Origin of the sequence: Roseobacter cerasinus (assembly GCF_009811755.1) — a bacterium.
Classification (GTDB): domain Bacteria; phylum Pseudomonadota; class Alphaproteobacteria; order Rhodobacterales; family Rhodobacteraceae; genus Roseobacter; species Roseobacter cerasinus.
In genome coordinates, this window is the sequence record NZ_BLIV01000002.1 from 90,051 (window position 1) to 112,965 (window position 22,915).

Annotated in this window: 22 protein-coding genes; 10 read left to right on the forward strand and 12 right to left on the reverse strand. The window is 61.8% G+C overall.

Annotated features, from left to right (window positions below; translation table 11 throughout):
• Positions 1 to 50: 50 nt before the first annotated feature.
• Positions 51 to 2,816, reverse strand: coding sequence for a formate dehydrogenase subunit alpha (gene fdhF, locus So717_RS04265; RefSeq protein ID WP_159974977.1), 2,766 nt, complete (start codon positions 2,814 to 2,816; stop codon positions 51 to 53).
• 198 nt (positions 2,817 to 3,014) lie between these two features.
• Here fdhF and So717_RS04270 point away from each other — a divergent pair, with 198 nt between their 5' ends.
• Genes So717_RS04270 through So717_RS04280 form a run of 3 tightly spaced genes read left to right on the forward strand, consistent with a single transcriptional unit; the run spans position 3,015 to position 4,476 of the window.
• Positions 3,015 to 3,668, forward strand: a complete 654-nt coding sequence (locus So717_RS04270; protein WP_159974978.1) for a histidine phosphatase family protein — start codon at positions 3,015 to 3,017, stop codon at positions 3,666 to 3,668.
• Between the two features lie 11 nt (positions 3,669 to 3,679).
• Positions 3,680 to 4,297 carry a glutathione S-transferase family protein gene (locus So717_RS04275; protein ID WP_159974979.1) on the forward strand — a complete coding sequence of 206 codons (618 nt, stop codon included), beginning with the start codon at positions 3,680 to 3,682 and terminating at the stop codon, positions 4,295 to 4,297.
• Entirely contained in the window at positions 4,297 to 4,476 is a 180-nt protein-coding gene (locus So717_RS04280) for a hypothetical protein (protein WP_159974980.1), read from the forward strand. Before So717_RS04275 ends, So717_RS04280 begins: the two co-directional genes overlap by 1 nt.
• 259 nt (positions 4,477 to 4,735) lie before the next feature.
• On the opposite strand, the gene So717_RS04285 is transcribed toward So717_RS04280, so the two are convergent.
• The 5 genes from So717_RS04285 to So717_RS04305 are packed head-to-tail and all read right to left on the reverse strand — an operon-like array spanning position 4,736 to position 9,347.
• Positions 4,736 to 5,467, reverse strand: a complete 732-nt coding sequence (locus So717_RS04285) for an SDR family NAD(P)-dependent oxidoreductase (protein WP_159974981.1) — start codon at positions 5,465 to 5,467, stop codon at positions 4,736 to 4,738.
• Entirely contained in the window at positions 5,464 to 6,027 is a 564-nt protein-coding gene (locus So717_RS04290) for a DUF3833 domain-containing protein (protein ID WP_159974982.1), read from the reverse strand. The genes So717_RS04285 and So717_RS04290 overlap by 4 nt, the downstream gene beginning before the upstream one ends.
• Positions 6,028 to 6,031: 4 nt before the next feature.
• Positions 6,032 to 7,267, reverse strand: coding sequence for an MFS transporter (locus tag So717_RS04295; protein ID WP_159974983.1), 1,236 nt, complete (start codon positions 7,265 to 7,267; stop codon positions 6,032 to 6,034).
• Positions 7,264 to 8,022: a DUF1365 domain-containing protein gene (locus tag So717_RS04300; RefSeq protein ID WP_159974984.1), complete on the reverse strand. Its 759-nt coding sequence runs from the start codon at positions 8,020 to 8,022 to the stop codon at positions 7,264 to 7,266. The genes So717_RS04295 and So717_RS04300 overlap by 4 nt, the downstream gene beginning before the upstream one ends.
• Complete coding sequence (locus So717_RS04305) at positions 8,019 to 9,347, reverse strand: NAD(P)/FAD-dependent oxidoreductase (RefSeq protein ID WP_159974985.1); 1,329 nt, start codon at positions 9,345 to 9,347, stop codon at positions 8,019 to 8,021. Before So717_RS04305 ends, So717_RS04300 begins: the two co-directional genes overlap by 4 nt.
• A 241-nt stretch (positions 9,348 to 9,588) precedes the next feature.
• Between So717_RS04305 and So717_RS04310 the strand changes: the two genes are divergently transcribed.
• Positions 9,589 to 10,113 carry a sigma-70 family RNA polymerase sigma factor gene (locus tag So717_RS04310; RefSeq protein ID WP_202981899.1) on the forward strand — a complete coding sequence of 175 codons (525 nt, stop codon included), beginning with the start codon at positions 9,589 to 9,591 and terminating at the stop codon, positions 10,111 to 10,113.
• 5 nt (positions 10,114 to 10,118) lie between these two features.
• Positions 10,119 to 10,778, forward strand: a complete 660-nt coding sequence (locus tag So717_RS04315) for a ChrR family anti-sigma-E factor (protein WP_159974986.1) — start codon at positions 10,119 to 10,121, stop codon at positions 10,776 to 10,778.
• Between the two features lie 59 nt (positions 10,779 to 10,837).
• On the opposite strand, the gene So717_RS04320 is transcribed toward So717_RS04315, so the two are convergent.
• Genes So717_RS04320 through So717_RS04340 form a run of 5 tightly spaced genes read right to left on the reverse strand, consistent with a single transcriptional unit; the run spans position 10,838 to position 16,358 of the window.
• Complete coding sequence (locus So717_RS04320) at positions 10,838 to 11,932, reverse strand: mandelate racemase/muconate lactonizing enzyme family protein (protein ID WP_159974987.1); 1,095 nt, start codon at positions 11,930 to 11,932, stop codon at positions 10,838 to 10,840.
• A gap of 4 nt (positions 11,933 to 11,936) precedes the next feature.
• Entirely contained in the window at positions 11,937 to 12,887 is a 951-nt protein-coding gene (locus So717_RS04325) for a 2-hydroxyacid dehydrogenase (protein ID WP_159974988.1), read from the reverse strand.
• A complete protein-coding gene (locus tag So717_RS04330; protein WP_159974989.1) occupies positions 12,888 to 13,736 on the reverse strand; it encodes a fumarylacetoacetate hydrolase family protein in 849 nt (282 codons plus the stop codon). It abuts the gene before it with no gap.
• Between the two features lie 52 nt (positions 13,737 to 13,788).
• Complete coding sequence (locus tag So717_RS04335) at positions 13,789 to 15,600, reverse strand: IlvD/Edd family dehydratase (protein WP_159974990.1); 1,812 nt, start codon at positions 15,598 to 15,600, stop codon at positions 13,789 to 13,791.
• Positions 15,597 to 16,358 (reverse strand): SDR family oxidoreductase, encoded by a 762-nt coding sequence (locus So717_RS04340; protein WP_159974991.1) that lies wholly within the window; start codon positions 16,356 to 16,358, stop codon positions 15,597 to 15,599. The genes So717_RS04335 and So717_RS04340 overlap by 4 nt, the downstream gene beginning before the upstream one ends.
• A 198-nt stretch (positions 16,359 to 16,556) precedes the next feature.
• On the opposite strand from So717_RS04340, the gene So717_RS04345 reads away from it, so the two are divergent.
• Positions 16,557 to 17,444, forward strand: coding sequence for an NAD(P)-dependent oxidoreductase (locus So717_RS04345; protein ID WP_159974992.1), 888 nt, complete (start codon positions 16,557 to 16,559; stop codon positions 17,442 to 17,444).
• On the forward strand, positions 17,441 to 18,424 hold the full coding sequence (denD, locus tag So717_RS04350; RefSeq protein WP_159974993.1) for a D-erythronate dehydrogenase: 984 nt from the start codon (positions 17,441 to 17,443) through the stop codon (positions 18,422 to 18,424). The genes So717_RS04345 and denD overlap by 4 nt, the downstream gene beginning before the upstream one ends.
• On the opposite strand, the gene So717_RS04355 is transcribed toward denD, so the two are convergent.
• Complete coding sequence (locus So717_RS04355) at positions 18,388 to 19,077, reverse strand: GntR family transcriptional regulator (RefSeq protein WP_159974994.1); 690 nt, start codon at positions 19,075 to 19,077, stop codon at positions 18,388 to 18,390. The two genes, denD and So717_RS04355, sit on opposite strands and share 37 nt — an antisense overlap.
• A 190-nt stretch (positions 19,078 to 19,267) precedes the next feature.
• Here So717_RS04355 and So717_RS04360 point away from each other — a divergent pair, with 190 nt between their 5' ends.
• The 3 genes from So717_RS04360 (at position 19,268) to So717_RS04370 (ending at position 22,911) form a co-directional block, all read left to right on the forward strand.
• Positions 19,268 to 20,290, forward strand: coding sequence for a TRAP transporter substrate-binding protein (locus So717_RS04360; protein WP_159974995.1), 1,023 nt, complete (start codon positions 19,268 to 19,270; stop codon positions 20,288 to 20,290).
• Positions 20,291 to 20,380: 90 nt separating this feature from the next.
• On the forward strand, positions 20,381 to 21,286 hold the full coding sequence (locus tag So717_RS04365) for a TRAP transporter small permease subunit (RefSeq protein ID WP_159974996.1): 906 nt from the start codon (positions 20,381 to 20,383) through the stop codon (positions 21,284 to 21,286).
• Positions 21,286 to 22,911, forward strand: coding sequence for a TRAP transporter large permease (locus So717_RS04370; RefSeq protein WP_159974997.1), 1,626 nt, complete (start codon positions 21,286 to 21,288; stop codon positions 22,909 to 22,911). The genes So717_RS04365 and So717_RS04370 overlap by 1 nt, the downstream gene beginning before the upstream one ends.
• The last annotated feature ends 4 nt before the right edge of the window (positions 22,912 to 22,915 follow it).

Below are 22,915 nucleotides of genomic sequence, written 5' to 3' on the forward strand. Positions count from 1 at the left end.
TCCTTTGCCTCTTGGCAAGAGCCTACGCCCTGCCGCGGACAAAGAGAAGATCACTCCGCCGCCACTGCGCCCTCTGCCTTCTCAACACGCACGGCAGAGAACTTGAACTCGGGGATCTTGCCGAAGGGGTCGATGGCCGGGTTGGTCAGGATATTCGCCGCCGCCTCAACATAGGCGAAGGGCACAAAGACCATATCCGGCGCCACTGCGCGATCTTCCCGCGCCATGATCGAGATACTGCCGCGTTTCGTGGTCAGCAGCACATGCTCCCCCGGCGCCACGCCAAGCTTGCGCAGCGTCGAGGGGTGCAGCGAGCAGTTCGCCTCGGGCTCCAACCCGTCCAGCACCGCCGAGCGTCGGGTCATGGAGCCGGTATGCCAGTGCTCCAACTGCCGCCCCGTGGTCAGGATCATCGGATAGTCTTCATCCGGCACGTCGTCAGGCGCAATCACGCTGGCAGGCGTGAACCGCGCCCGCCCCTCGGGCCGCGGGAAACCCTCGCCAAACACAATCGCCTGACCGGGGTCCTCGGGGCTCAGCGACGGGTAGGTGACCGCGTTCTCACCCACCAGACGGTCCCAGGTGATGTTGTCGAGGGACGCCATGTTCTGCTTCATCTCGGCAAAAACATCTGCAGGGCTTTCATAGTCCCAAGGCAACCCTAGCCGCTTGGCCAGTTCCACCTCGATCCACCAGTCCTCGCGCGCGTCACCTGGCGGCGGCACGGCGGGGCGGCCCATCTGCACTTGCCGGTTGGTGTTGGTCACGGTCCCGGTCTTCTCAGCAAAAGCACTCGCAGGCAGGATCACATCCGCATAGTTCGCCGTCTCGGTCAGGAAAATATCCTGCACCACCAGATGGTCGAGCTTAGCGAGCGCCGAGCGTGCATGCTCCACATCCGGGTCGGACATCGCCGGGTTTTCGCCCAGCACATACATGCCCTTGATCTTGTCCTCATGCACCGCGTCCATGATCTCGGTGACCGTGAGCCCGCGCTCATTCGAGAAATCCGCCGTGCCCCAAACCTTGGTGAAGGCCGAGCGCACGCCGTCGTCGGTCACCGGCTGATAGTCCGGCAAGAACATCGGGATCAGCCCCGCATCGGAGGCCCCCTGCACGTTGTTCTGGCCGCGCAGCGGGTGCAGACCGGACCCCGGGCGACCCACCTGCCCGGTCATCAGCGCGAGGCTGATCAGACAGCGCGAATTGTCCGTCCCGTGGATGTGCTGGCTGACGCCCATCCCCCAGAAGATCATCGCCGCTTTGGCCCCCGCAAAGGTCCGCGCCACATCGCGCAGCACCTCTGGCTCAATGCCGCAAATCGGCGCCATCGCCTCAGGCGAGAAGTCGGCCAGATGCGCCTTCTCCGCCTCCCAGTTCTCCGTATAGGCGTCGATATACTGCTGATCGTAGAGGCCCTCCTCCACAATCGTGTGCATGATCGCGTTGAGCATCGACACATCCGCGCCGGGCCGGAACTGCAGCATGTGGCTGGCGAAGCGCTTGAGCGCCTGCCCACGCGGGTCCATCACAATAAGCTTGCCGCCGCGCTTGGTGAACTGCTTGAAGAAGGTGGCGGCCACGGGGTGGTTCTCGATCGGGTTGCAACCAATGGCAATCGCCACATCCGCATTCTCGATCTCGTTGAAGGTGGCGGTCACAGCGCCCGAGCCCACATTCTCCATCAGCGCCGCGACCGAGGACGCATGACAAAGCCGCGTGCAGTGATCCACATTGTTATGCCCAAAGCCCTGCCGGATCATCTTCTGGAACAGATAGGCCTCTTCATTGGTGCACTTGGCCGAGCCAAAGCCCGCAATCTCACGTCCGCGCCCCTTCATGCCGGCAGCGGCAAAATCCAGCGCCTCCTCCCAGGAGGCCTCGCGGAAATGCGTGGACCAACTGCCGGGATCCACATTCAACCCCTTGGCGGGCGCATCCGCGCGGCGGATGAGCGGTTTGGTCAGCCGATGCGGGTGATGGATATAGTCAAACCCGAACCGCCCCTTGACGCAAAGCCGCCCCTCATTGGCCGGACCATTGATGCCCTCGACATATTTGACCTTACCGTCCTTGACCTTGAGCGAAACCTGACACCCTACTCCACAGAAGGGGCAGATGCTTTCGACCTCCTCGTCGAAATCCGCGCTGTCCCCCACCTGGTTCTCATCGACCACTGTCGAAGGCATCAGCGCCCCGGTCGGGCAGGCCTGCACACATTCGCCACAAGCCACGCAGGTGCTCTCGCCCATCGGGTCCGCCATATCAAAGGTCGGGTAGGCATCATGCCCCCGCCCCGCCATGCCGATCACATCGTTGACCTGCACCTCACGGCACGCCCGCACGCAGAGCCCGCACTGAATACAGGCATCCAGGTTCACCGACATCGCCACATGGCTGTCATCGAGCAGCGGAATCCGCCCCTCTTCCAGCTTCGGAAAGCGGCTCTCGGCGACACCATTCAACTCTGCCATCTCCCACAGATGGCTCGATTGGTCATGCGCGACCGCATGCTCCGGCTGATCGGCCAGCAACATCTCGACCACCATCTTCCGCGCACTTTCGGCTCGCGCGGAGTTGGTCGTAACCACCATCCCCTCAGACGGCTCGCGAATACAGGAGGCGGCCAGCGTCCGCTCGCCCTCGATCTCCACCATACAGGCGCGACAATTCCCATCGGGGCGATACCCCGGTGCCGGTTTGTGACACAGATGCGGGATCACCAGACCGCGACCATTGGCCACTTCCCAGATGGTCAGGCCCGCCTCGGCCTCAACCTGCTGACCGTCCAGTGTAAACGTGATCTTGCCGCTCATCGCACCGTCTCCCGAAAAACTCCGGCAAATATAGTCGTAACATGCAATGCGCCCTATCCCCAATCCCGACGCCTCACACCGGATTCACGCCACGAAGGTTTCCGATAAGAGGCAGCTGTCTCTTCATTGTTCCACAAATATGCCCGCCGGAGGCGCCCGCCCTTTCCACCGCACCACCGCTCGCCTAAGAAGACACCCATGTCCCACATCACTCTCATACGTCACGGCCAGGCCAACTCCGGCGCGCAGGACGAAGCAAGCTACGACAAGCTCAGCAGCCTCGGACACCAGCAATCCGCCTGGCTCGGCGCGCATCTGCGCGAGCGCGGCCAGCACCATGCGCGGCTCTACACCGGCACACTGAAACGGCACATAGAGACCGCCGCCGCCATGAACACCGGGATGGAGCCAACCCGCGACGCCCGCCTCAACGAGTTGGAATACCTGACCCTCGCCCGCGCGCTTGAACGGGAACACGGTATCCCTTTTCCCAATGACAACGCCAGTTTCGCCACACACCTGCCGCAGGTCTTCCAATACTGGCAGGACGACAAAATCGACGGTGCGCCCGAGCGGTTCGCCGATTTCGAATCCCGCGTCAGTGCGGTCCTGGCCGAAATCGCGGGGGGCGATGGCCCGGCACTCGTCGTCACTTCCGGCGGGCTCATCTCCATGGCCATGCGTCAGCTGCTGCGGCTCGACATCACGGCCATGGCGCAGATGGCGCTGGCGATCTACAACACCTCACAACACCGGCTCTTTCCCATCGGAGGCACGCTGTCCCCAACGATGTTCAACGCCATCCCGCACCTCGAAGACCCGGACCGGCACTACGCCCAAACTCACGTGTGAAAGGACCCGCCATGCGCCTGCACTACGCTCCCCGCACCATTTCGATTGCCGTGGCCATCACACTGGAAGAGGCGGGTCTGACCTACGAAGCAGTGCCGGTCGATTTCAGCACTGGCGCCCAAAAAGGCGCGGCCTATCTCGCTCTTAATCCCAAGGGCCGCGTGCCAACGCTGGAGATTGACAGCGGCGAAGTGCTGACCGAAACAGGCGCGCTGCTCGACTATATCGCCGCTCTGGCGCCTGCGGCCAATCTCGTCCCAAAAGAACCGATGCGTGCCGCCCAGATGCGCAGCGTTATGTATTTCCTCGCCTCCACCATGCATGTGAACCACGCCCATATGCGGCGCGGCGCCCGATGGGCCACGCATCAGTCCAGCTTCGAAGACATGATTGCCAAAACGCCGGAAAACATGGCGGAAAACGCCCGCTATTTTGTCAGTGATTGCCTGCAGGGCGACTACGTGCTGAGCGATCAATTCTCTCTCGCTGACCCATACGCCTACATGCTCTGCAGCTGGCTGGAGCGCGACAAGGTGCCCCTCACCGACTTCCCTGAGATCGCCGCCTATCTCGACCGGATGAACGCCCGACCCTCCCTGCAGGCTGTCCGCGCCAAAGGCATGCTCTGATGCCCCACCTGTGGCTGCGGACCGAGCAACGTGACACTGAAACCCGCACTGGCCTGACGCCCAAGGACGCCTCGGCGCTGATCTCCGCAGGCGTAACCATCAGCGTCGAAGTCATCCCCGACAGCGCCTGTACGGAAACCGGTGTGCCATTGTCCCGAGCCACAGCAGACCTGATGTAACGCGCGGCGCCCTCATCTTCGGCCTGAAAGAGCGGCCCGACGACGACACACCACGACCCCATCACCACATTATGCTTGGCCATGCCTTCAAGGGCCAGCCCGCAGGCCTGCGCCTGCTGCTGCGGCCCAAGGCTGGCTGTGGCGCATTGCTCGACCCGTGCGGCACAAACCTTCCGCGATCACCTCGCTCTGCTCCGACCGCCGCCCCTTCACCCTTGTTAAAATACTCCCGCCGGAGGCAGATCCAACCGCCTGCAGCTTAGGAAAAGATCCGGAAATAGAGCCAATCAGGCAGCAGCTGGCTGCCCCGGAACACCAGCGAAAAGAGACGCGGGAAGCTCACCTTGAACTTGCTGCCACACATCTGCTGAAACATATGCTCCGCCGCCTCTTCAGGCGTCATCAGGAACGGCATCTTGAAGTCGTTCTTATCGGTGAGCTGGGTCTTGACGAAGCCCGGGTTCGCCACCTGCACCTCAACTTCGGTATGACGCAGGTCGGCATACATGCATTCCGCCAGTGACATCGCTCCAGCCTTGGACGCGGTATACCCGATTGACCCCGGCAGCCCGCGAAACCCGCTCAAGGACCCGGTGATCACGATGTGGCCCGCATCGCGCCGCACCATGCCCGGCACCACCGCACCCATCACCCGCACAAGCCCGGTGAAGTTGATATCCGCCATGGCCGTGGCCTGCCCGGCGTTCCACTCCTGCGCTCCAAACGGCCAGTAGACGCCGGCCAGAAACACAACCCCATCGACCATACCCACAGCCTCGACGGCCTGCTTCACGCTCTCGTCATCCGCCACATCCACCGTCTGGTAACTGCCCTCGGACGGCAGCTCCGCAACCAGCGCCTGCAGCTTGTCCTCCGACCGTGCCGAGACGATCACATGCGCGCCCGCCGCACTCAGCCGCCGCGCCAGCGCCGCCCCCAGCCCGTCACCCGCGCCAACGAGCCAGTACCGCTTGCCCTGCCAGTCTCTCATGCGGCATCCTTCGGCCGCATCGTCGCCACCAGCTCCGCCACCTTGATCCCGAACTTGCGAAACTGCGAGCGGTTCATGATCGTGCCATTGGGCGTCAGATACATCCAGTCCACGGTGTCGAGCACATGCCCGCCCGCCCCCTCAGGCAGGCGAATGCGGTAGGTCAGCGAGACGGTCGGCCCGGTCTGCCGCCCGGATCCTTCGCCAACCACGTCCTCCGCAGTGGCCCTGATCGCGCCGCCGTCGCTCAGATGCAGATGCCACTCCCGCTGCTGGGTGCTGCCATCGTCATAGACAAAGTGCTCTTTCATCGAGCCGGTATCGCCGTCCCAGGCGCAGTGAAAATCCGCGACAAAGCGGCTGCTGACCCGACCGGTTGGGCCATAGATCACGCCTTCGCAGACAATCGGCCCGTTGAGATGCTTGCGGATGTCGAAGTCCGGCGTGCGGTCTTCATAATCCTCGGGTTTTTGCGCGGTGAACCCCATCATGCGCTTGACCGTCCACAATAGTAGCAGGGCCAGCACCGCTCCGATCAGAACATAAATCCAGGGCGTCATCGCCTCACACCTCGCTCAGGTCAGTGACAGCCAAAAGCGCGATGGCCGCAAGTTTCAGAACACAAGGCACACCTGCGTAGAGCATGGCCAACAGCGCGAGCGCCTCGGGCGTGTTCTCGGATGCGCTGCCGCTTTGAAAACCCGCACGCTCCAGCAGCGGCAGCAAGGTCACCGCCGCGAGCGCCAGCGTCAGCTTGGACACAAAGGACCAGAGGCCAAAGCCTTCCGCGGCTGAAGGTGAAATCCGTGCCATCCGGTTGGCAAAAGTAGCCGGTAAAAGAGTCAGATCCGCGCCCAAGGTGATACCCGAGCCCACGCAGATGACTGCGAAGAGCAACCAGTCACCAGGCCCGAGGGTCAGCGTCAGACCAAAGGCGCAGATCGCCAGAACCATCGCGAAGATCAGCACATCCTTGGGCCCAAACCGCTCGGCCATAGCACCCCAAAACGGGGCGGCCACAGCAGCCGATAGAAAGAAGATCAGCAACAGCGGGCCTTCAAACCCTGGCGCATCCAACTTGCTTTCCACAAAGAACAAAAACAGCGTAGAGCTCACCGCCACCGGGGCTGCATTGACCAGCGCAATCAGCAAAAGCCGCCGCGCGAGCTTGTCCTGCAGCACCACGGCAAATCCGGTCGACGCGGCCAGACCAGCCGTGCTCCACTCGCTGCGCATCGCATAGGCCGCCACAACGGCCAGCGCCGCAAATCCCAGCGCGAACCAGGCAAAGGGCGCATCAAATGCGGCAGCCAGAGCCACGGGCGCCACCGCCGCAACGCAGACCCCCAGTAATGCGCCGCTTTCGCGCCAGCGCGCCAACCGGTAGTGGCCCTGCCCGGACATGGCGGTGCCTTTCATGACGCCCTGGGCATAGAAGTTGATGGTCAGGAAGCTGAAGGCCGAAAAGACCAGCGTCAGCGTCAGACCAAACCAGACCAGCGGCGGCAACAGCGGCGGGATCGCAAACAGCGCGACCATCGCCACCCCAATCACCGTACAGCCAATGGCCACCGCCAGCGCACGCTGATCGCGCAGCGTCTCCGCCAGCTTGCCCAGCAGCGGATCTTGTACGACGTCAAGCAACCGCAACCCAAACAGCACCGCACCTAGAGCCGCCAGCGACACGCCATATTCATCCACATAGAACTTGGGGGCGTGAATATAGATCGGCAGACCCGCCGCCGCGAGCAAGGCGGCAAAGAGCGAATAGGCTGGCAGGCGTTCGGCGGTTTGCGTCACCGCGACACCTCTTTCTTCGGCGGTAGCGGACGTGCACGGTAGCGCGCCCCTTTCCACCAGAGCTTCAGCGCCTGCCAGTGGATCAGGCCGAGCACGCGCCGCGCGCCCAGCGGGCGCAACAGGGCTGATCGCAGAATCGCGCGGTTGGTCAGCGGGCGGCGCTGACCGGTGAGCGTGGCGATCAGCCCGCCGCCGCTGCGCGCATAGTCGATCCATATGCCGATCCGGTCCGCAGAGATATCGAAACGGAACTTGTACCCGCCCTCCACCGGCTGAAACGGCGAAACGTGGAAAATCTTCGTCGCCGTCAACGTGTCGGTGGGGCCGATGGGCCGCAGATCGGCGTGATGGCACAGATAGCTGTGCCGGTCGCCGAAGGTGTTGCTGACCTCGGCGATCACCGTGATCAACGCGCAATCTGCCCGGCGGCAGAGCCAGAAGCTCACCGGGTTGAACACATGGCCCAGCATGCGCGGCTGCGCCAGCAGTTCGATCTGCGTCACGCCGGTGATCTGGTGCTGCTCAAGCACGTCGCGCACCCAGGGCGCGCCGCGACCGGCTTTGGGTGGCCCGCCGTGATCCACATCATGCAGCGAGGTCAGCGCCGCACCATTGCGCGCAAAAAGCCGTGGGCCACGCACCTCGGCCTCCGCATCCAGCAGGATGTAATCTACCGAATAGCGAAAGGCGTTCTCAACCGATCCCTTGCGACCGTGATAGGTTTGGCCCGCGATATGATCGACGCGGGCTGTCATTCGGCGGCCACACGGTCCTGCTTTACCGCCCGCAGGCTGCGCACCACGTCAACCGCGCTTGACAGCCCGTCCTCGTGGAAACCGTTTTTCATCCACGCCCCGCAATACCATGTGTTCCCCGCCCCATTGAACGCCTGCACCTCCTTCTGCGCCTCTAGTGCGGCCAGATCATAGACGGGGTGGCGCAGGGTCACCGTGTCATAGATCAACTCCTCGCGGATCTGCCGCTTGGTGTTGAGCGTCACAAAATGCAGATCATGCATCGGAATGGGCTGCAGCGAATTCATCCAGTATGTCAGGTCGATCCGGTCGGACCGGGCGCCCTTGTCTTCGGTGTAGACCCAGCTTGCCCAGGTCTTGCGCGACTTCGGCATCACGCTGGTGTCGGCGTGCAGCACGATATCATTGGGTTGGTAGCAGATGGCACCCAGAGCGCGGGTCTCCTGCGGGGTCGGATCTCCGAGCAACGCCAGGCTGTCGTCGGAGTGTGTGGCAAAGATGACGTGATCGAATGCCTCTGGCACGCCGCCCCATGGGCGCACGGTCACCTGGCCGGGCGCGCGCGTGACCGACTGCACCGCCGCGCCGAGGCGGATGTCGGTGCCGTGCTCCTTGAGCGCTGCCTCAAGCCTTGTCACGTACTGCTGCGAGCCACCTTCGACTGTGTACCATTGATGCTGGCCGTGCACACCCAGCAGAGCGTGGTTCTTGAAGAACTGGATCATCGCGTGGGCCGGGAACTCCATGATCTGGTTCACTGGCGTCGACCAGATTGCCCCCGAGAACGGCAGCAGGAAATGATCCCGGAAGGCGTCTCCGGTGCCAAGCACCTTTAGAAACGCACCGAGGCTCAGGCTGCGGTCTTGCGCGACGGTTTCCGCCCGCTTGGTGAACTTCAGAATGTCCCGGACCATCCCGAGGAATTGTGGGCTGATCGCATTCCGACGCTGAGCAAAAAGCGCATCCAGCGAGGTCAGCGCGTATTCCAGCCGCCCCCCATCAATGGAGGCGCCAAAGCTCATGTTCGATTTTGTGATTGGCACATTCAACTGTTGGAACAGCGCCGACATGTAGGGGTAATTCGCGTGGTTGAAAACAATGAAGCCCGTATCCACAGGCTGATTGCCGTCTTTGCCGGCCATCACGGTGCGCGCATGCCCGCCAAGTCGTGGCTCCGCTTCGAACAGCGAGACCTGATACTCCTTGCTCAGCATGAAGGCGGCGCCCATGCCGGAAATACCGCCGCCGATCACGGCAATCCTTTGCGATTTTCGGGGTGTGCTGGACGGTCCGAAGGTGCTGGTCGTCAGGGTATCGAAGGGCATGAGCGGTCGTCCAATCTTCACGTGCTATTGTTCTCTATACGCGGCGCCCTTCAAAATGGATGCCTTGCAGCAAAAACAAAGTTTTTTTGATCTGGCTGTGCACCTGCGGCGTAACTTGATCATGTTGGTGGGTCTTAATAGTGACATAAAACCCGATCCTGCTGTCGTTCAGGCGGCAGGGGGGGCTTTGGTGAGGAAGGCTGGACAAAAACACGTGAGTGGTACGACCGGGTCAACACGGATGCTTTGGGTGGAGCACATCACCCGCGTCCGGGATGAAAAAGATACGCAGGCGTTTGCCGAACTCTTTGCCCATTTCGCCCCGCGGGTGAAGGGCTTTCTGATGAAGTCGGGCGCTGATGCCTCGTTGGCCGAAGAGTGCGCACAGGACGTGATGGCAGCGCTTTGGCACAAGGCGCATCAGTTCGATCCGGCGCGCGCATCTGTTGCGACGTGGATCTTCACGATCGCGCGCAACCGCCGAATAGACATCATGCGCCGTCAGCGCAGGCCAGAACCAGAGGACCTCGGCTGGGGTCCCGAAGAAGAACCGGATCAGGCAGATGTCCTGACCCTGCAACAGGAGACAGAAGCGCTCGGTGCGGCTTTAGCGGATCTGCCGCAGGCACAGCGAGAGTTGATAGAAAAGGCGTATTTCGGGGATCTGACCCACAGCGAAATCGCCGCAGAAACCGGTCTGCCACTTGGCACGATCAAATCGCGAATACGGTTGGCGCTGGACCGTTTGCGCCATGCAATGAAGTGAATGACATGGGTAACGAGATCAAACATCACCTGAACGACGCCATTCTGATGGCCTATGCTGCGGGCAGCTTGCCTGAAGCCTTCAATCTGATGGTCGCCTCCCATCTGTCGCTCTGCGACGGGTGTAGGACGCGGGCCGAGAGCTTTGATGTTCTGGGCGGCGAAGTGCTGGAGCAGATGGACGGGGGCAATGCAATCGACCTGCGTGCCGACAGTCTGGAGACCACATTGGCGCTGATCGCCGGTGGTCCGGTGGCTGAGCCTGAGAGGAAGATGACATCCTGCCCGATCCTGCCCAGCCCCTTGTGCGACTACGTTGGCGGCAGCCTGGAACACGTGCGCTGGACACCGGTGGGGATGGGTGTGAAGCAGGCGATCCTGCCGACCTCCAAGGATGCCTCTGCCCGCTTGCTGTTCATTCCGGCAGGCACTGCCATGCCGGATCACGGGCATCAGGGGACCGAGATGACCATGGTGCTGAAAGGGGCCTTTCAGGACGAGGATGACTATTTTGCCCGTGGGGATGTGGAGATCGCCGACAGCGACCTGCATCACACGCCGGTGGCCGACATTCATGAGGATTGTATTTGTCTGGCCGTGACAGACGCGCCGCTGCAGTTCGACCGGCTGATCCCCAAGATTGCGCAGCGGTTTCTGCGGATCTGACCCTCTGGCGGTTTGTCAGCGGCGGATTTGCATATTTATGGAACAATGAAACGGGGGCGTCAGAGGGCGACCTCGTGGGGCATCAATTGCGGCCAGTCGAAGACAACACCCGTGCCCGGTGCGTCGGGTGCGACGGCACGGTGGTTTTCGATCACCAGGGGGCGTGTTGTGTAGCGGTCAATCGGGAAGCTGTGCACTTCGATCCAGCCCGCGTGCTCCTGTGCGGAGACGAGGCTCACGTGCAGCTCCTGCATGCCGTGGCTGCAGACCGGGACGTCGGCCTCGCGCGCCAGGTCTGAGGCCCGAAGCCAACCGGTGATGCCGCCGCAGTTCGAGGCGTCCGGTTGGAGAAAGCCGAGGTTGCCCTGCGCCAGCGCCATCTCGAAGTCGTGGATAGTGTGCAGGTTCTCGCCTTGGGCTGTGGCCATGCCGGTGGCCTTTGTGATCTCGGCATAGCCTGCGTAATTGTCCGGGAGGATCGGCTCCTCGAACCAGAGGATGTTCTGGTCCTTCACTGCATGGGCCAGCGAGATCGCCTGTGGCACGGTCATCGAGTAGTTTGCGTCGATCATGAAGGCGGCGTCCGGCCCGATCTGTTGGCGCACGGCGCGGATGCGCTCGACATCCTCGGCTTCCGTCGGCTGGCCGATCTTAATCTTCACGCCGTTCAACCCCGCATCAAGGTAGCTTTGCACGTGGGTCAGCAGTTTCGGCAGGGGATAGGCGAGATCGATACCACCGCCATAGGCTTTGCAGGTTCTACCCGCGCCACCGGCCATCTGCCAAAGCGGCCGGCCCTTGGCCTGACCGCGCAGGTCCCAAAGAGCAATGTCCACCGCTGAAATGGCAAAGCTGAGGATGCCGCCGCGCCCGACGTAATGCATGTGCCACTGCATCGCCTCGTAGAGCGCTTCCACATCCTCGGCATCCTGACCCATCAGAAACGGCGCCAGATCATGGGTGATCATGGCCGCTGTGGCATGACCACCGCGACCGCCATTGTAGGTGTACCCGATGCCCTCGCGCCCGTCCTCCAGCGTCACCGTTGCCGTGATCAGGTGGAAGTGGCTGTGGGACCCATGCTTGGCATCCACCAGCACCTCATCCAGCGGCACGCTAAAGAGCCGCGCCGTGACAGAAGCAATCCGGGTCACGGGCTCACATATCCGCGCATTCCGGCACAGCGGAGATCACTGTGCCGTCCTTGAGATGCTGCAGCAGGTTGTCGACAGTCAGCGCGCCCATGGCGTCGCGCGTCTCATGCGTGGCCGAGCCCACATGCGGCAGCAACACAACGTTGGACAGCTTGCGCAGCGCCTCGGGCACATGCGGCTCCGCCTCGAAAACATCGAGACCGGCCCAACCCAGACGCCCCTCTTCCAACGCCGCGATCATCGCCGCCTCATCGACAACAGACCCGCGGCTCACGTTGATCAGCGTGCCTCGCGGCCCAAGCGCGTTCATCACCTCAGCGTTGACGATCTTGTTGGTCGACGGCCCACCGGGCGTGATGCAGATCAGCGTATCGACATCCTTCGCCATCTCCGTCAGATCACCGTAGTACTTGTAGTCCACGTCCTTCGGGCTGCGCGAGTGATAGACAATGGTCGTGCCCCAGGGCGCCAGCTTGTCCGCAATCGCTTGACCAATCCGGCCCAGACCCAGAATGCCCACGGTCTGATTGTCCGCCGAACGGGTGAGCGCAGAGTTGCCTTCCGCCTCCCAACGCCCGGACCGCACATAAGCATCGTCACGCAGGATCTCACGATAGCAGGCCAGCATGAGCAGCACCGCCGTCGTCGCCACCTCGGCATTCAGCACATTCGGCGTATGGGTCACAACAACGCCCTTGGCCTTCGCAGCATTCACGTCGATGGCGTCGTAGCCCACGCCATAACAGCTGATCGCCTTCAGGTTCGGCATCGCCGACATATACTCGGGCTTCACCCCATCATGCCCGTTGGTGGCCACATGGGTGATCGTGCGGCCGTTCTCGGCCAGCCAAGCCTGCGGGTCGTCCATGTCATTCGCCTTATGCACGGTGAAGGCCGCCTCCAGCCGCTCCAGCATCACATCGGTGGCGCCACCGATCAAAAACAACTCCGCCATTTACGCATCCTCCGTCACGGTTTGTCGCTGGTGCCCCAGCCCTTCGATGGTCAACTCCATCACGTCGCCTTTCTTCAAGTACACAGGCTCCGGCTTGATCCCCATGCCGACGCCCGGCGGGGTGCCTGTGGTAATCACATCGCCCGGATGCAGGGTCATCAGCGACGACAGATGCTCGATGATTTCCGCCACCGTGAAAATCATGGTCGAGGTGTTCCCCGTCTGCATTCGCTTGCCGTTCACGTCGAGGCTCATGGCCAGGCTCTGCGGGTCCGGCACCTCATCGCGCGTCACCAGCCACGGGCCGGTCGGCCCGAAGGTGTCGCAGGACTTGCCCTTGGTCCACTGCCCGGTCAGCTGGGTCTGGAAATGCCGCTCGCTCACGTCGTTCACAACGCAATAGCCCGCCACATGGTCCAGCGCATTCTCTTTGCTCACGTATTTCGCGGTGGTGCCGATCACCACGCCCAGCTCGACCTCCCAATCCGTATGGGTCGACCCACGCGGCATGCTGACATCATCATTCGGACCCACGACCGCCGAGTTAGCCTTAAAAAACAAGATCGGATGCTCGGGGATCGCCGCCCCGGTCTCTGCCGCATGGTCGGAATAGTTCAGCCCGATGCAGAGAAACTTGCCGATGTTGCCCACACAAGCGCCAATGCGCGGCGCGCCCTCGACCACCGGCAGGCTGGCAGGGTCAATTGCGCGCAGCTTGTCCAGCCCCGCATCCGACAACACATCGTCCGCAATATCCATCACATGCGCCGACAGGTCCCGCAGGGCTCCATCGCCATCCAGCATGCCAGGCTTCTCTGCGCCCGGTTCCCCATATCTCACCAGTTTCACGTTTCTTGATCCTTCTCAGTTGGCAGGTACGGTGGGCTTCAGGCCACCGCTCCTAATGGTTGTCACGCGGCATGAAGCGGCGTGAGATATCCTGATACTTGTCGGCATCCTCCAGGATCATGCCCTGATCAAAGCGGCCCACCTTCTCGCGGAAAAGCTGTTGCCAGGGCGATTGGCTTTCCGGCGCGTCATAGCCGCCTGCCGCCTCAAAGGCTCGCGCCCGCTCTACCAGCTCATCCAGCGGCACCAGCATGTCGGCGGTGCATTTGTTCAGATCAATCCGCACCCGGTCGCCGTTTTGCAGCAGGGCCAACCCACCGCCTGCCGCCGCCTCTGGCGAAGCATTCAGGATCGACGGAGAGCCAGAGGTGCCCGATTGCCGCCCGTCCCCCACACAAGGCAAAGCCTCAACACCCTTTTTCAGCAGATATGACGGGGGCCGCATGTTCACGACCTCGGCCCCGCCGGGATAGCCCTTTGGCCCCGCACCCCGCATGAACAAAACGCAATCTTCGTCGATGTTCTCCGCGGGGTCATCGATGCGGTGGTGGAAATCCTCCGGCCCGTCGAAGACCACGGCACGGCCCTCAAAGGCGTTCATGTCGTCCGGGTTCGACAGATACTTGGCTCGGAAACTCTCGCTGATCACGCTGGTCTTCATGATCGCGCTGTCAAAGAGATTGCCCGTCAGGTTGATAAAGCCCGCCTGCGCCTTCAACGGCTCAGACACCGGCTTGATCACCTTGGTGTCTTCGCTGCGCAGATGCCCGCAGTTCTCGCCCATGGTCTTGCCATTGGCGGTGATCACCTCCGGATGCGGCAGCAGCCCGCCCGCGATCAGCTCACCGACAACAGCGGGCACCCCGCCCGCATGCTGATAATCCTCGCCCAAGTACTCCCCCGCCGGCTGCAGGTTCACCAGCAGCGGCACATCGTGCCCATGCTTCTGCCAGTCATTGTTGTCCAGCGGTACACCCAGATGCCGCGCAATCCCGTTCAGGTGAATGGGCGCGTTGGTCGACCCGCCAATGGCAGAGTTGATCACGATGGCGTTCGCAAACGCCTCCCGCGTCATAATCTGCGAAGGACGCAGATCCTCCCAAACCATGTCAACAATCCGCCGTCCGGTCTCATAGCTGATCTGCCCGCGCTCTCGGTAGGGCGCAGGGATCGCCGCAGACCCCGGCAATTGCATTCCCAAAGCTTCGGCCAGCGAATTCATCGTCGTGGCCGTGCCCATGGTATTGCAATAGCCAACCGACGGGGCCGAAGAGGCCACAAGCTCCATGAACCCGTCATCGTCGATCTCGCCCGCGGCCAGCATCTCGCGCGCCTTCCAGACGATTGTGCCGGACCCCGTCCGCTCACCCCGGAACCACCCGTTCAGCATCGGCCCCACCGACAGCGCGACGGCGGGAATATTCACCGTCGCCGCCGCCATCAGCAGCGCGGGCGTGGTCTTGTCGCAGCCAATATTCAGCACAACACCATCCAGCGGATAGCCAAAGAGCGTCTCGACCAGCGACAGATAGGCGAGGTTCCGGTCCAGCATCGCCGTGGGCCGCTTGCCCGTCTCCTGAATGGGGTGCACGGGCACCTCGATACAGGTGCCCCCGGCGGCGATGATCCCGTCGCGCACCCGCTTGGCCAGCTCAATGTGATGCCGGTTGCAGGGGCTGAGATCACTGCCCGTCTGCGCGATCCCGATGATCGGCTTGCCCGCCTGCAGCTCCTGACGCGTCAGCCCATAGTTCAGATAGCGCTCCAGATAGAGCGCGGTCATCTCCGGGTTGTCCGGGTTCATGAACCACTTGCGTGACCGCAGGTCTTCGATACCGATTTTCTTGGTTCCAGACTCTGTCATTGCCCTGACCAGCCTCCGTCAATGATATGGGGGTGCCCCGTTGTGAACGCGCTCTCGTCGCTCGCCAGATAGACGACCAGCGCCGCAATCTCTTCCGCCGTGGCGACGCGCCCCATGGGTTGCCGCGACACAAACTGTTCCATCGCCTTGTCCTTGCTGCCGAGCTGCGCCCCCAAAGCGTCGACCCGGTCATGCCAGCTTGGGCTTTCCACCGTGCCGGGGCAGATCGCGTTGCAGCGGATGCCTTTCGACACATAATCCACCGCCACCGATTTCGTCAGCCCGATCACCGCCGCCTTCGTGGTGCCATAGATGAAGCGGTTCGGCGCGCCAATCACCGAAGAGCAGGCTGACGACATGTTGATGATGGACCCCGCGCCACGCTCCAACATGCCCGGAAGCGCCGCGCGGATCGTCCGCAGCATCGAGCGCACGTTCAGATCAAAGGCAAAGTCCCATTCGTCATCCGTGGCATCAAGAACGGTCCCATGATGAACAAAGCCCGCGCAATTGAACAACACGTCCGGCTGCGCCCGCGCAACACCTGCGGAAACGCTCTCATCGCTGCGCGCATCAAGTTCGAAAATTTCGATATTTTCGTGATTCGCATCCCGAATCGTGGAAAGCGCATCGACGTCAATGTCCGTTGCGAAGACCTTTGCACCCTCTGCGGCCAGGGCCAGCGCACTTGCGCGCCCGATCCCCTGACCAGCGGCCGTCACCAGCGCACGCTTACCCTCAAGTCTCTGACCTGTCATAATATTTCCTCCCCCATCTTGTGCGCAACCTGCCCTCCTCGATAGGCAGTTTACCCGTGGCCGCAACACAAATTTTGCCGTCTTCATCAAAAAACCACCGGACGGGCTGGTCCAATGGCTGCTTTTCGTTAGCGTATGACAAAGAGGCCGACTTGGCCACTGCTTTGAAAAACACCAGACGGGGGGACATCCATCACCATGACCACATCACGCAAAATCACGCTGATCGGAACGGGGCTGATGGGAGTCCCCATGAGCCGGAACCTGCTCAAGGCCGGGCACGAACTGACGGTCTGGAACCGTACCCTCGCCCGGGCTGAACCGCTGGCCAAAGACGGAGCGACCGTGGCCCCAGATGCGATGACCGCCATTCAAGGCGCCGAATTCGTCATCACCATGCTGTCGGACGGTTTTGCCTCCGGCGCGATGATCGAAGAGACGCTTGCGGCCAAGGCCCTTGCCCCCGGGGCGATCTGGATCGACATGTCCAGCGCCAAACCGGAACATGCCCGCGCCCAGGCAAAACTGCTGGAAAGCTTAGGCTTCGGCCATCTCGACGCGCCTGTCTCCGGCGGCACCAAAGGCGCGGAAAGCGCAAGCCTGGCCATCATGGTGGGCGGCAAACCCGAAACCTTCGAGGCCGCGCGCATGGTTTTCGAGGCGATGGGGCGCCCAGTGCATGTCGGCCCGTCAGGAGCGGGGCAACTGTCCAAGCTCGCCAACCAGACCATCGTTGCCGTGACCATAAGTGCCGTGGCCGAGGCCATGCTGCTCGCCGAACAGGGCGGGGCGGACCCGGCGGCGGTGCGCGCGGCGCTCAAGGGCGGGTTCGCGGACAGCATCATATTGCAGCAACACGGTGAGCGGATGACGGAGGGCAATTTCGTGCCCGGGGGGCTCACCAAATTCCAGGTCAAGGATCTGAACAACACGCTGGATGAAGCTGCAAGCCATGGGCTGACCCTGCCAGCAACGGAAAGCGTGCGCGACCGCTTCCAGCACTTCATCGATGCAATGGACGGGGCTGAGAAAGACCACTCCGGCCTCTATCTCGAACTCAAGGCGCGCAATGGGTTGCCCACATGACGAAGGTCCTCATCTTGGGCGGAGGCGGTATGGTGGGCCAAAAGCTCGCCGCCCGCCTGATCGCCCAAGGGTTGACCGACCATCGCGATCTGGACATCACGCTCTTTGACGTGAGCTTCCCGGCTGACGCGGTGCAAGGCCCCTCGCGGCAAACGGGCAATCTGGCCGACCCGGCCACCGCCAAGGCACTCGCTGCCAGCCGCCCGGACATTGTGTTCCATCTTGCCGCGATCGTCTCCGGCGACGCGGAGCAGAATTTCTCGAAAGGTTGGGACATCAACATGATGTCCATGTGGCACCTGCTGGAGGCCTTTCGGGCAGAGCATGACGCCTCGGGCGGCAGCTATCGTTCGCGCATCGTGTTCACCTCTTCCATCGCGGTCTTCGGCGGGCCTTTCCCGGAGAAGATCGGTGATGAGTTCCTGTCTGCGCCGCAAACAAGCTATGGCGCGCAGAAAGCGGCCTGCGAGCTGATGTTGACTGATTTCAGCCGCAAGGGGTTTGTCGACGGGCTGTCGCTGCGCCTGCCGACGATCTGCGTGCGGCCTGGCAGGCCGAACCTTGCCGCCTCCTCTTTTTTCTCCGGGATCATCCGCGAGCCGCTGAACGGGCAGGAAGCGATCCTGCCGGTGGCGGATACGGTACGGCACTGGCACGCCTCACCCAAATCGGCGGCGGGTTTCCTTGTGCATGCGGCCACGCTGGACGCCAACCGGCTGGAGGGGCGTCGCGCTCTGAACCTGCCGGGGCTAAGCTGCACCGTCGCTGAACAAATCGAAGCCCTGCGCCGCGCCGCCGGACAACAGGCCGTGGATCTGATCAAGCCCGTCCCTGACGAGGCCATCATAACCATGGTCGCGGGCTGGCCGCGCAACTTTGACCCCGCCCGCGCCATGGCCCTCGGCTTCCGCGCCGAAAGCACCTTTGATGAGATCATCGAGACCTATATCGCGGAGGATTTGCCCAAAACCTCGGGCTGAGCCTTGCGTGGGACCGGTCGCGTCAGATTGCGGGCCAGATGGTCATTCACGCAGACGCGCATCAGGTCCTCATTGCGTTGCAAGGCGGCATCCAGAATCGCCTGATGCTCGCGAATATTCTCCGGAAAGTAGCCGTAATTCGTCTCTGCCGAGACGAGTTGCTGGCGGAACTGTTCGTAAATTACCGCGTGCGTACGCTTGAGCAATGCAGAGCCGCATGCATCGATGAGGGTCTCGTGAAACTCCTGTTCGGCGCGGCTCCAGAGGCCCAGCAGGGGAATCAGATCGCCCGAACTGCGCACACGGGTTTCGATGTGAGACAACTTGTGGTGGGCCGCTGTCAGCCGCGACTCCCACTCCACGCCCCCCATGCGGATCGACAGGCAAGCGCCCTCCGTCTCCAGCAAAATGCGCATATGAGTCAGGTCGTGCTGACGTTCAACTGACTGATAAGGAGAGCGGAATCCGCGTTGCTCCTGAAAATCAACGAGGCCCACGGTGGACAGGCGGAACAGCACTTCACGCACGGTGCTGGCAGAGCAATTGTAATCATGGCGTAGCTTTTCCGCCCGCAGTTTGTTACCATATCCAAACTCACCGGTGATCAGCCGATGGCGCATATCATCAAAGATATCGGCGTCGTGTCCGCTCATGTGAGACCTCCCAATCCACCACAAGCGTTACGTGTAAAAATTCGAAAATCAAAGAAAATATCGAAATTCTGGAAAAATAAAATATTTTCTTGCTTGCCGCACCGTCCTCAGCCTAACGTCCTTGCAGCGTAAGTACGACCGGGGCGCAGAGCCCTGACCAAATTGTGCGCTCAACGTCTGGGAGGACAACATGAAACTTATCAAGAAGGCGGCGACCGCTGCCGCTATGGCAGCGCTGGCTGCGTCGACTGCGTTCACCGCGTCGGCCGACACCACCAAGCTGCGCATCCAAACTCACTACGCTCCTGAAACGGTCTCCGGCAAACTCGCCGCGCAATACATGCAAGACATTCAGGACATGTCCAATGGCGAGATCGAGGTGGAGATGTTCTATTCCTCCTCCGTCGTCAAATCGGTTGAGACATTTGATGCAGCATCGACCGGCATTCTCGACTGTGACATGACCGGCGGCGGCTATCAAACCGGCAAGAACTCCGCCTTCCAGTTCGTGGGCGACATCATGGGTGGCTACGACACGCCTTACCAACAGCTGAGCTGGCTGTATTTCGGTGGCGGCAAGGAAGCTGCGGCCCCGCTTTACAACAAATACGGCATGGAGCTGATCGGTTGGTGGGTTTACGGGCAGGAAAGCTTTGCCTCCTCCAAGCCCATCGCATCTGTGGAAGACTTCAAAGACTGGAAGTTCCGCTCACCCCCCGGCATGCAGACCATCATCTTCGAAAAGCTGGGCGCCTCGCCCATCGTGATGGACTTCACCGAGATCTTCACCGCGCTTGAGACCGGCATCATCGACGGGGCCGACGCCTCCGGTCTCGCCAACAACGTGGGCCTAGGTCTCTATGACATCGTCAAGCACGCCAACTTCCCCGGCTTCCACTCAATGCCGTCGGACCACCTGGCCTGCAACAAGGCGGTCTTTGACGCGATGCCCGCGCATCACCAGAAGATCATGAAGGTGGCGATGGAAGCGCTGGCGCTGCGCACGGCCCTGACGTTCGAGAAGAAGAACGCCGAAGCCGCCGCGCAGCTGCGTGAGCAGGGCGTGACCCTGTCGCAGTGGTCCACAGAGGAACTGAACAAGTTCCGTGCCGCAGCACAGTCCGCCTGGGCTGAGTTTGCCGACACACCGGAAGCCAAGGCGCTGGTCGAGTCGCACCTGGCCTACCTCGATCAGCTGGGTCTCAAGCAGTAAGCTGACCTGACGCACGACCCCGCCCGATCTGGGCGGGGTCTTTTTTGTCCCGGGCCGGGGCATCAGAAAACGGCCCCGTGGGGAGACATCATGCAGGAAAAATCCGGAAGCCTGATTGAATGGCTGGTGCCGCTGGCCTTCATCTTTTGCGCAGGCTGGGTTACCTGGCACATGCCGGCCTTCACCCTGACCTGGGCCAAGCCCGAAGACCCCTCGCAATATGACAAGCTTTCCGCGCTGTTTGCCCGCGCGGATATCACCCCCAACATGACGGGCCTCTTTGGAGGCTATGCCGATGCGGGTGACTGGCTAGCGCTGATCCTGATCCCGATCCTGGCCTGGATCGGCATGCGCACCGTACGCCGCGCGCCTATGGAGTTCGAAAGCTGGCGTGCGATTGACCGCCTGGCCGTGTTCATCGGGCGCGTGACCATGATGCTGGTCGTGGTGCTCTGCAGCGTGATGATTTACGAGGTCATCTTGCGCTATGTCTTTGAGCGCCCGACGCTTTGGGCCAATGAGCTGTCGCTCTGGCTCGCAGGCTTTGTGTTCCTCTGCGCCGGACTTTATGCCATGCAACAGCGCAGCCATATTCGCATCTTCCTGCTCTACGACATGCTGCCGCGCGCGCTGCAACGCACCTGCGACTGCATCTCGACCGCGATGATCGTGATCTTTGCCTTCTTCCTGTTCTATGGCGGCTATGGCGAGGCCTTCGACAAGTTCTACCGGTGGGAGACCTTCGGCACCGTCTTTGACCCGCCCATTCCCGCCACGCTGAAACCCATGGTGCTGGTTGTGGTGGCACTCGTGGCGGTGCAGGCAATCATCAACCTCATTTCCGATTGGCACGCCGAGCCGGTGATTCACACCGCTGCCGACGACATTGACCAGGACGAGCTTGAAAAGCTCAAAGCCGCCGTGGGCAGTGACGGCACCGCTGGGCTCGACGTGACGCGCGGCGCCATCCAATCCAACACATACAAGGCAGACTGATGGATATCGGAACGATCTCACTGGTCCTCATGCTGGGCCTCATTTTGCTGCTCGCCATCGGCATGCCGCTGGGCTTTGCCTCGGCCATCCTCGCGGTTGGCGTGCTGGTCATGAAGTTCGAGCCGCAGCTTCTGACCGCGCCTTGGACCTTTGGCGACGGCATCCTGACCGGGCGTCCCGGCTCCGGCCCACTCAATATTCTCGCGCAACGAATATACGGGCTCTTAACGGACTATGTCCTCATATCGATCCCGCTGTTCATCTTCATGGCGGCGCTGTTGGAACGCTCCGGCATTGCGAAGGATATGTATTCCTCGCTGAATGTCTGGCTCAACCGCACGCGCGGCGGCATCGCCATTGTGACCTCCATCATGGCGGTGATCATGGCCGCGATGTCCGGCATCATCGGCGGCGAAGTCGTTCTGCTGGGCCTGATCGCCCTGCCGCAGATGCTGCGGCTGGGGTACAACCAGAACCTCGCCATCGGCACAATCTGCGCCTCCGGCTCCCTCGGCACCATGATCCCGCCGTCGATTGTCTTGATCATCTATGGGCTGATCACCGAGACCTCGATCAAGGCGCTTTTCACAGCATCCTTCCTGCCCGGGTTCATGCTGGCCAGCTTCATCATCATCTATATCATCATCCGCACCCAGCTGCGCCCCGAAGACGCGCCCCTGCCGGAACCGATTGAAGGCGAACCTTACGGCATGGAAAAGGCCAAGCTCTTCGGCGCGTTCCTTTGTGTGCTGGTGGCTGGCTTCTCGACCGTGCTTTTCCTGCGGGCTGCTTTCTTTGAATTCAGCGGTCAGAACGCAAGCAACACCGGTGAAGCCTTCGCCTATGGCACCGCTGACTGGCTGCCTTGGTTCGGCGGCGCAGTTGTTCTTGCCTTCATTCTAATGTTTGGCGTGCTGGGCCGCGCCCGCACCGCGCTTGGCTGGCAGCTCGGGAAGGGTCTTGTTGCCCCCATCGTGGTCATCGGCGTTGTTATGGGCTCGATCTACGGCGGCATTACCGGCATCACCGAAGCCGCGGGCATGGGCGCGCTCGCCGTGCTCATCATCGCCATCTTCCGCGGCGAGGCGTCGTTTGAACTGGTCTGGGACAGCCTGATGCGCACGCTGAAATCCACAGGAACGATCATCTGGGTGACCATCGGCGCCACCGCCCTGGCGGGTGCCTACACCATCGCAGGCGGGCCCACTTACGTGGCCGATTTCATAGTCGGCTCCGAGCTGCCCACCATGGGCATCATCCTGATGATGATGCTGATCCTCTTGTTCATGGGCGCCTTCATGGATTGGGTCGGTATCGTGCTGCTGATCATCCCGGTCTTCCTGCCCATCGTCCAACGCCTGCCCATCGAGGAGATCGGTCTTTTCGGCGAGTTGAACCCGCGCCACGTGGCGATCTGGTTCGGCGTGGTCTTCTGTATGAACATGCAGGTGAGCTTCCTGTCGCCGCCCTTTGGGCCTGCCGCCTTTTACCTGAAATCCGTGGCGCCACCGCACATCAGCTTGACAGACATCTTCAAAGGGTTTCTGCCCTTTATCGGGATCCAGCTCTGCGCGCTCTCCGTGCTGCTGATCTGGCCACCCATCGTCACGCTTCTCTTACCGTAAGGAC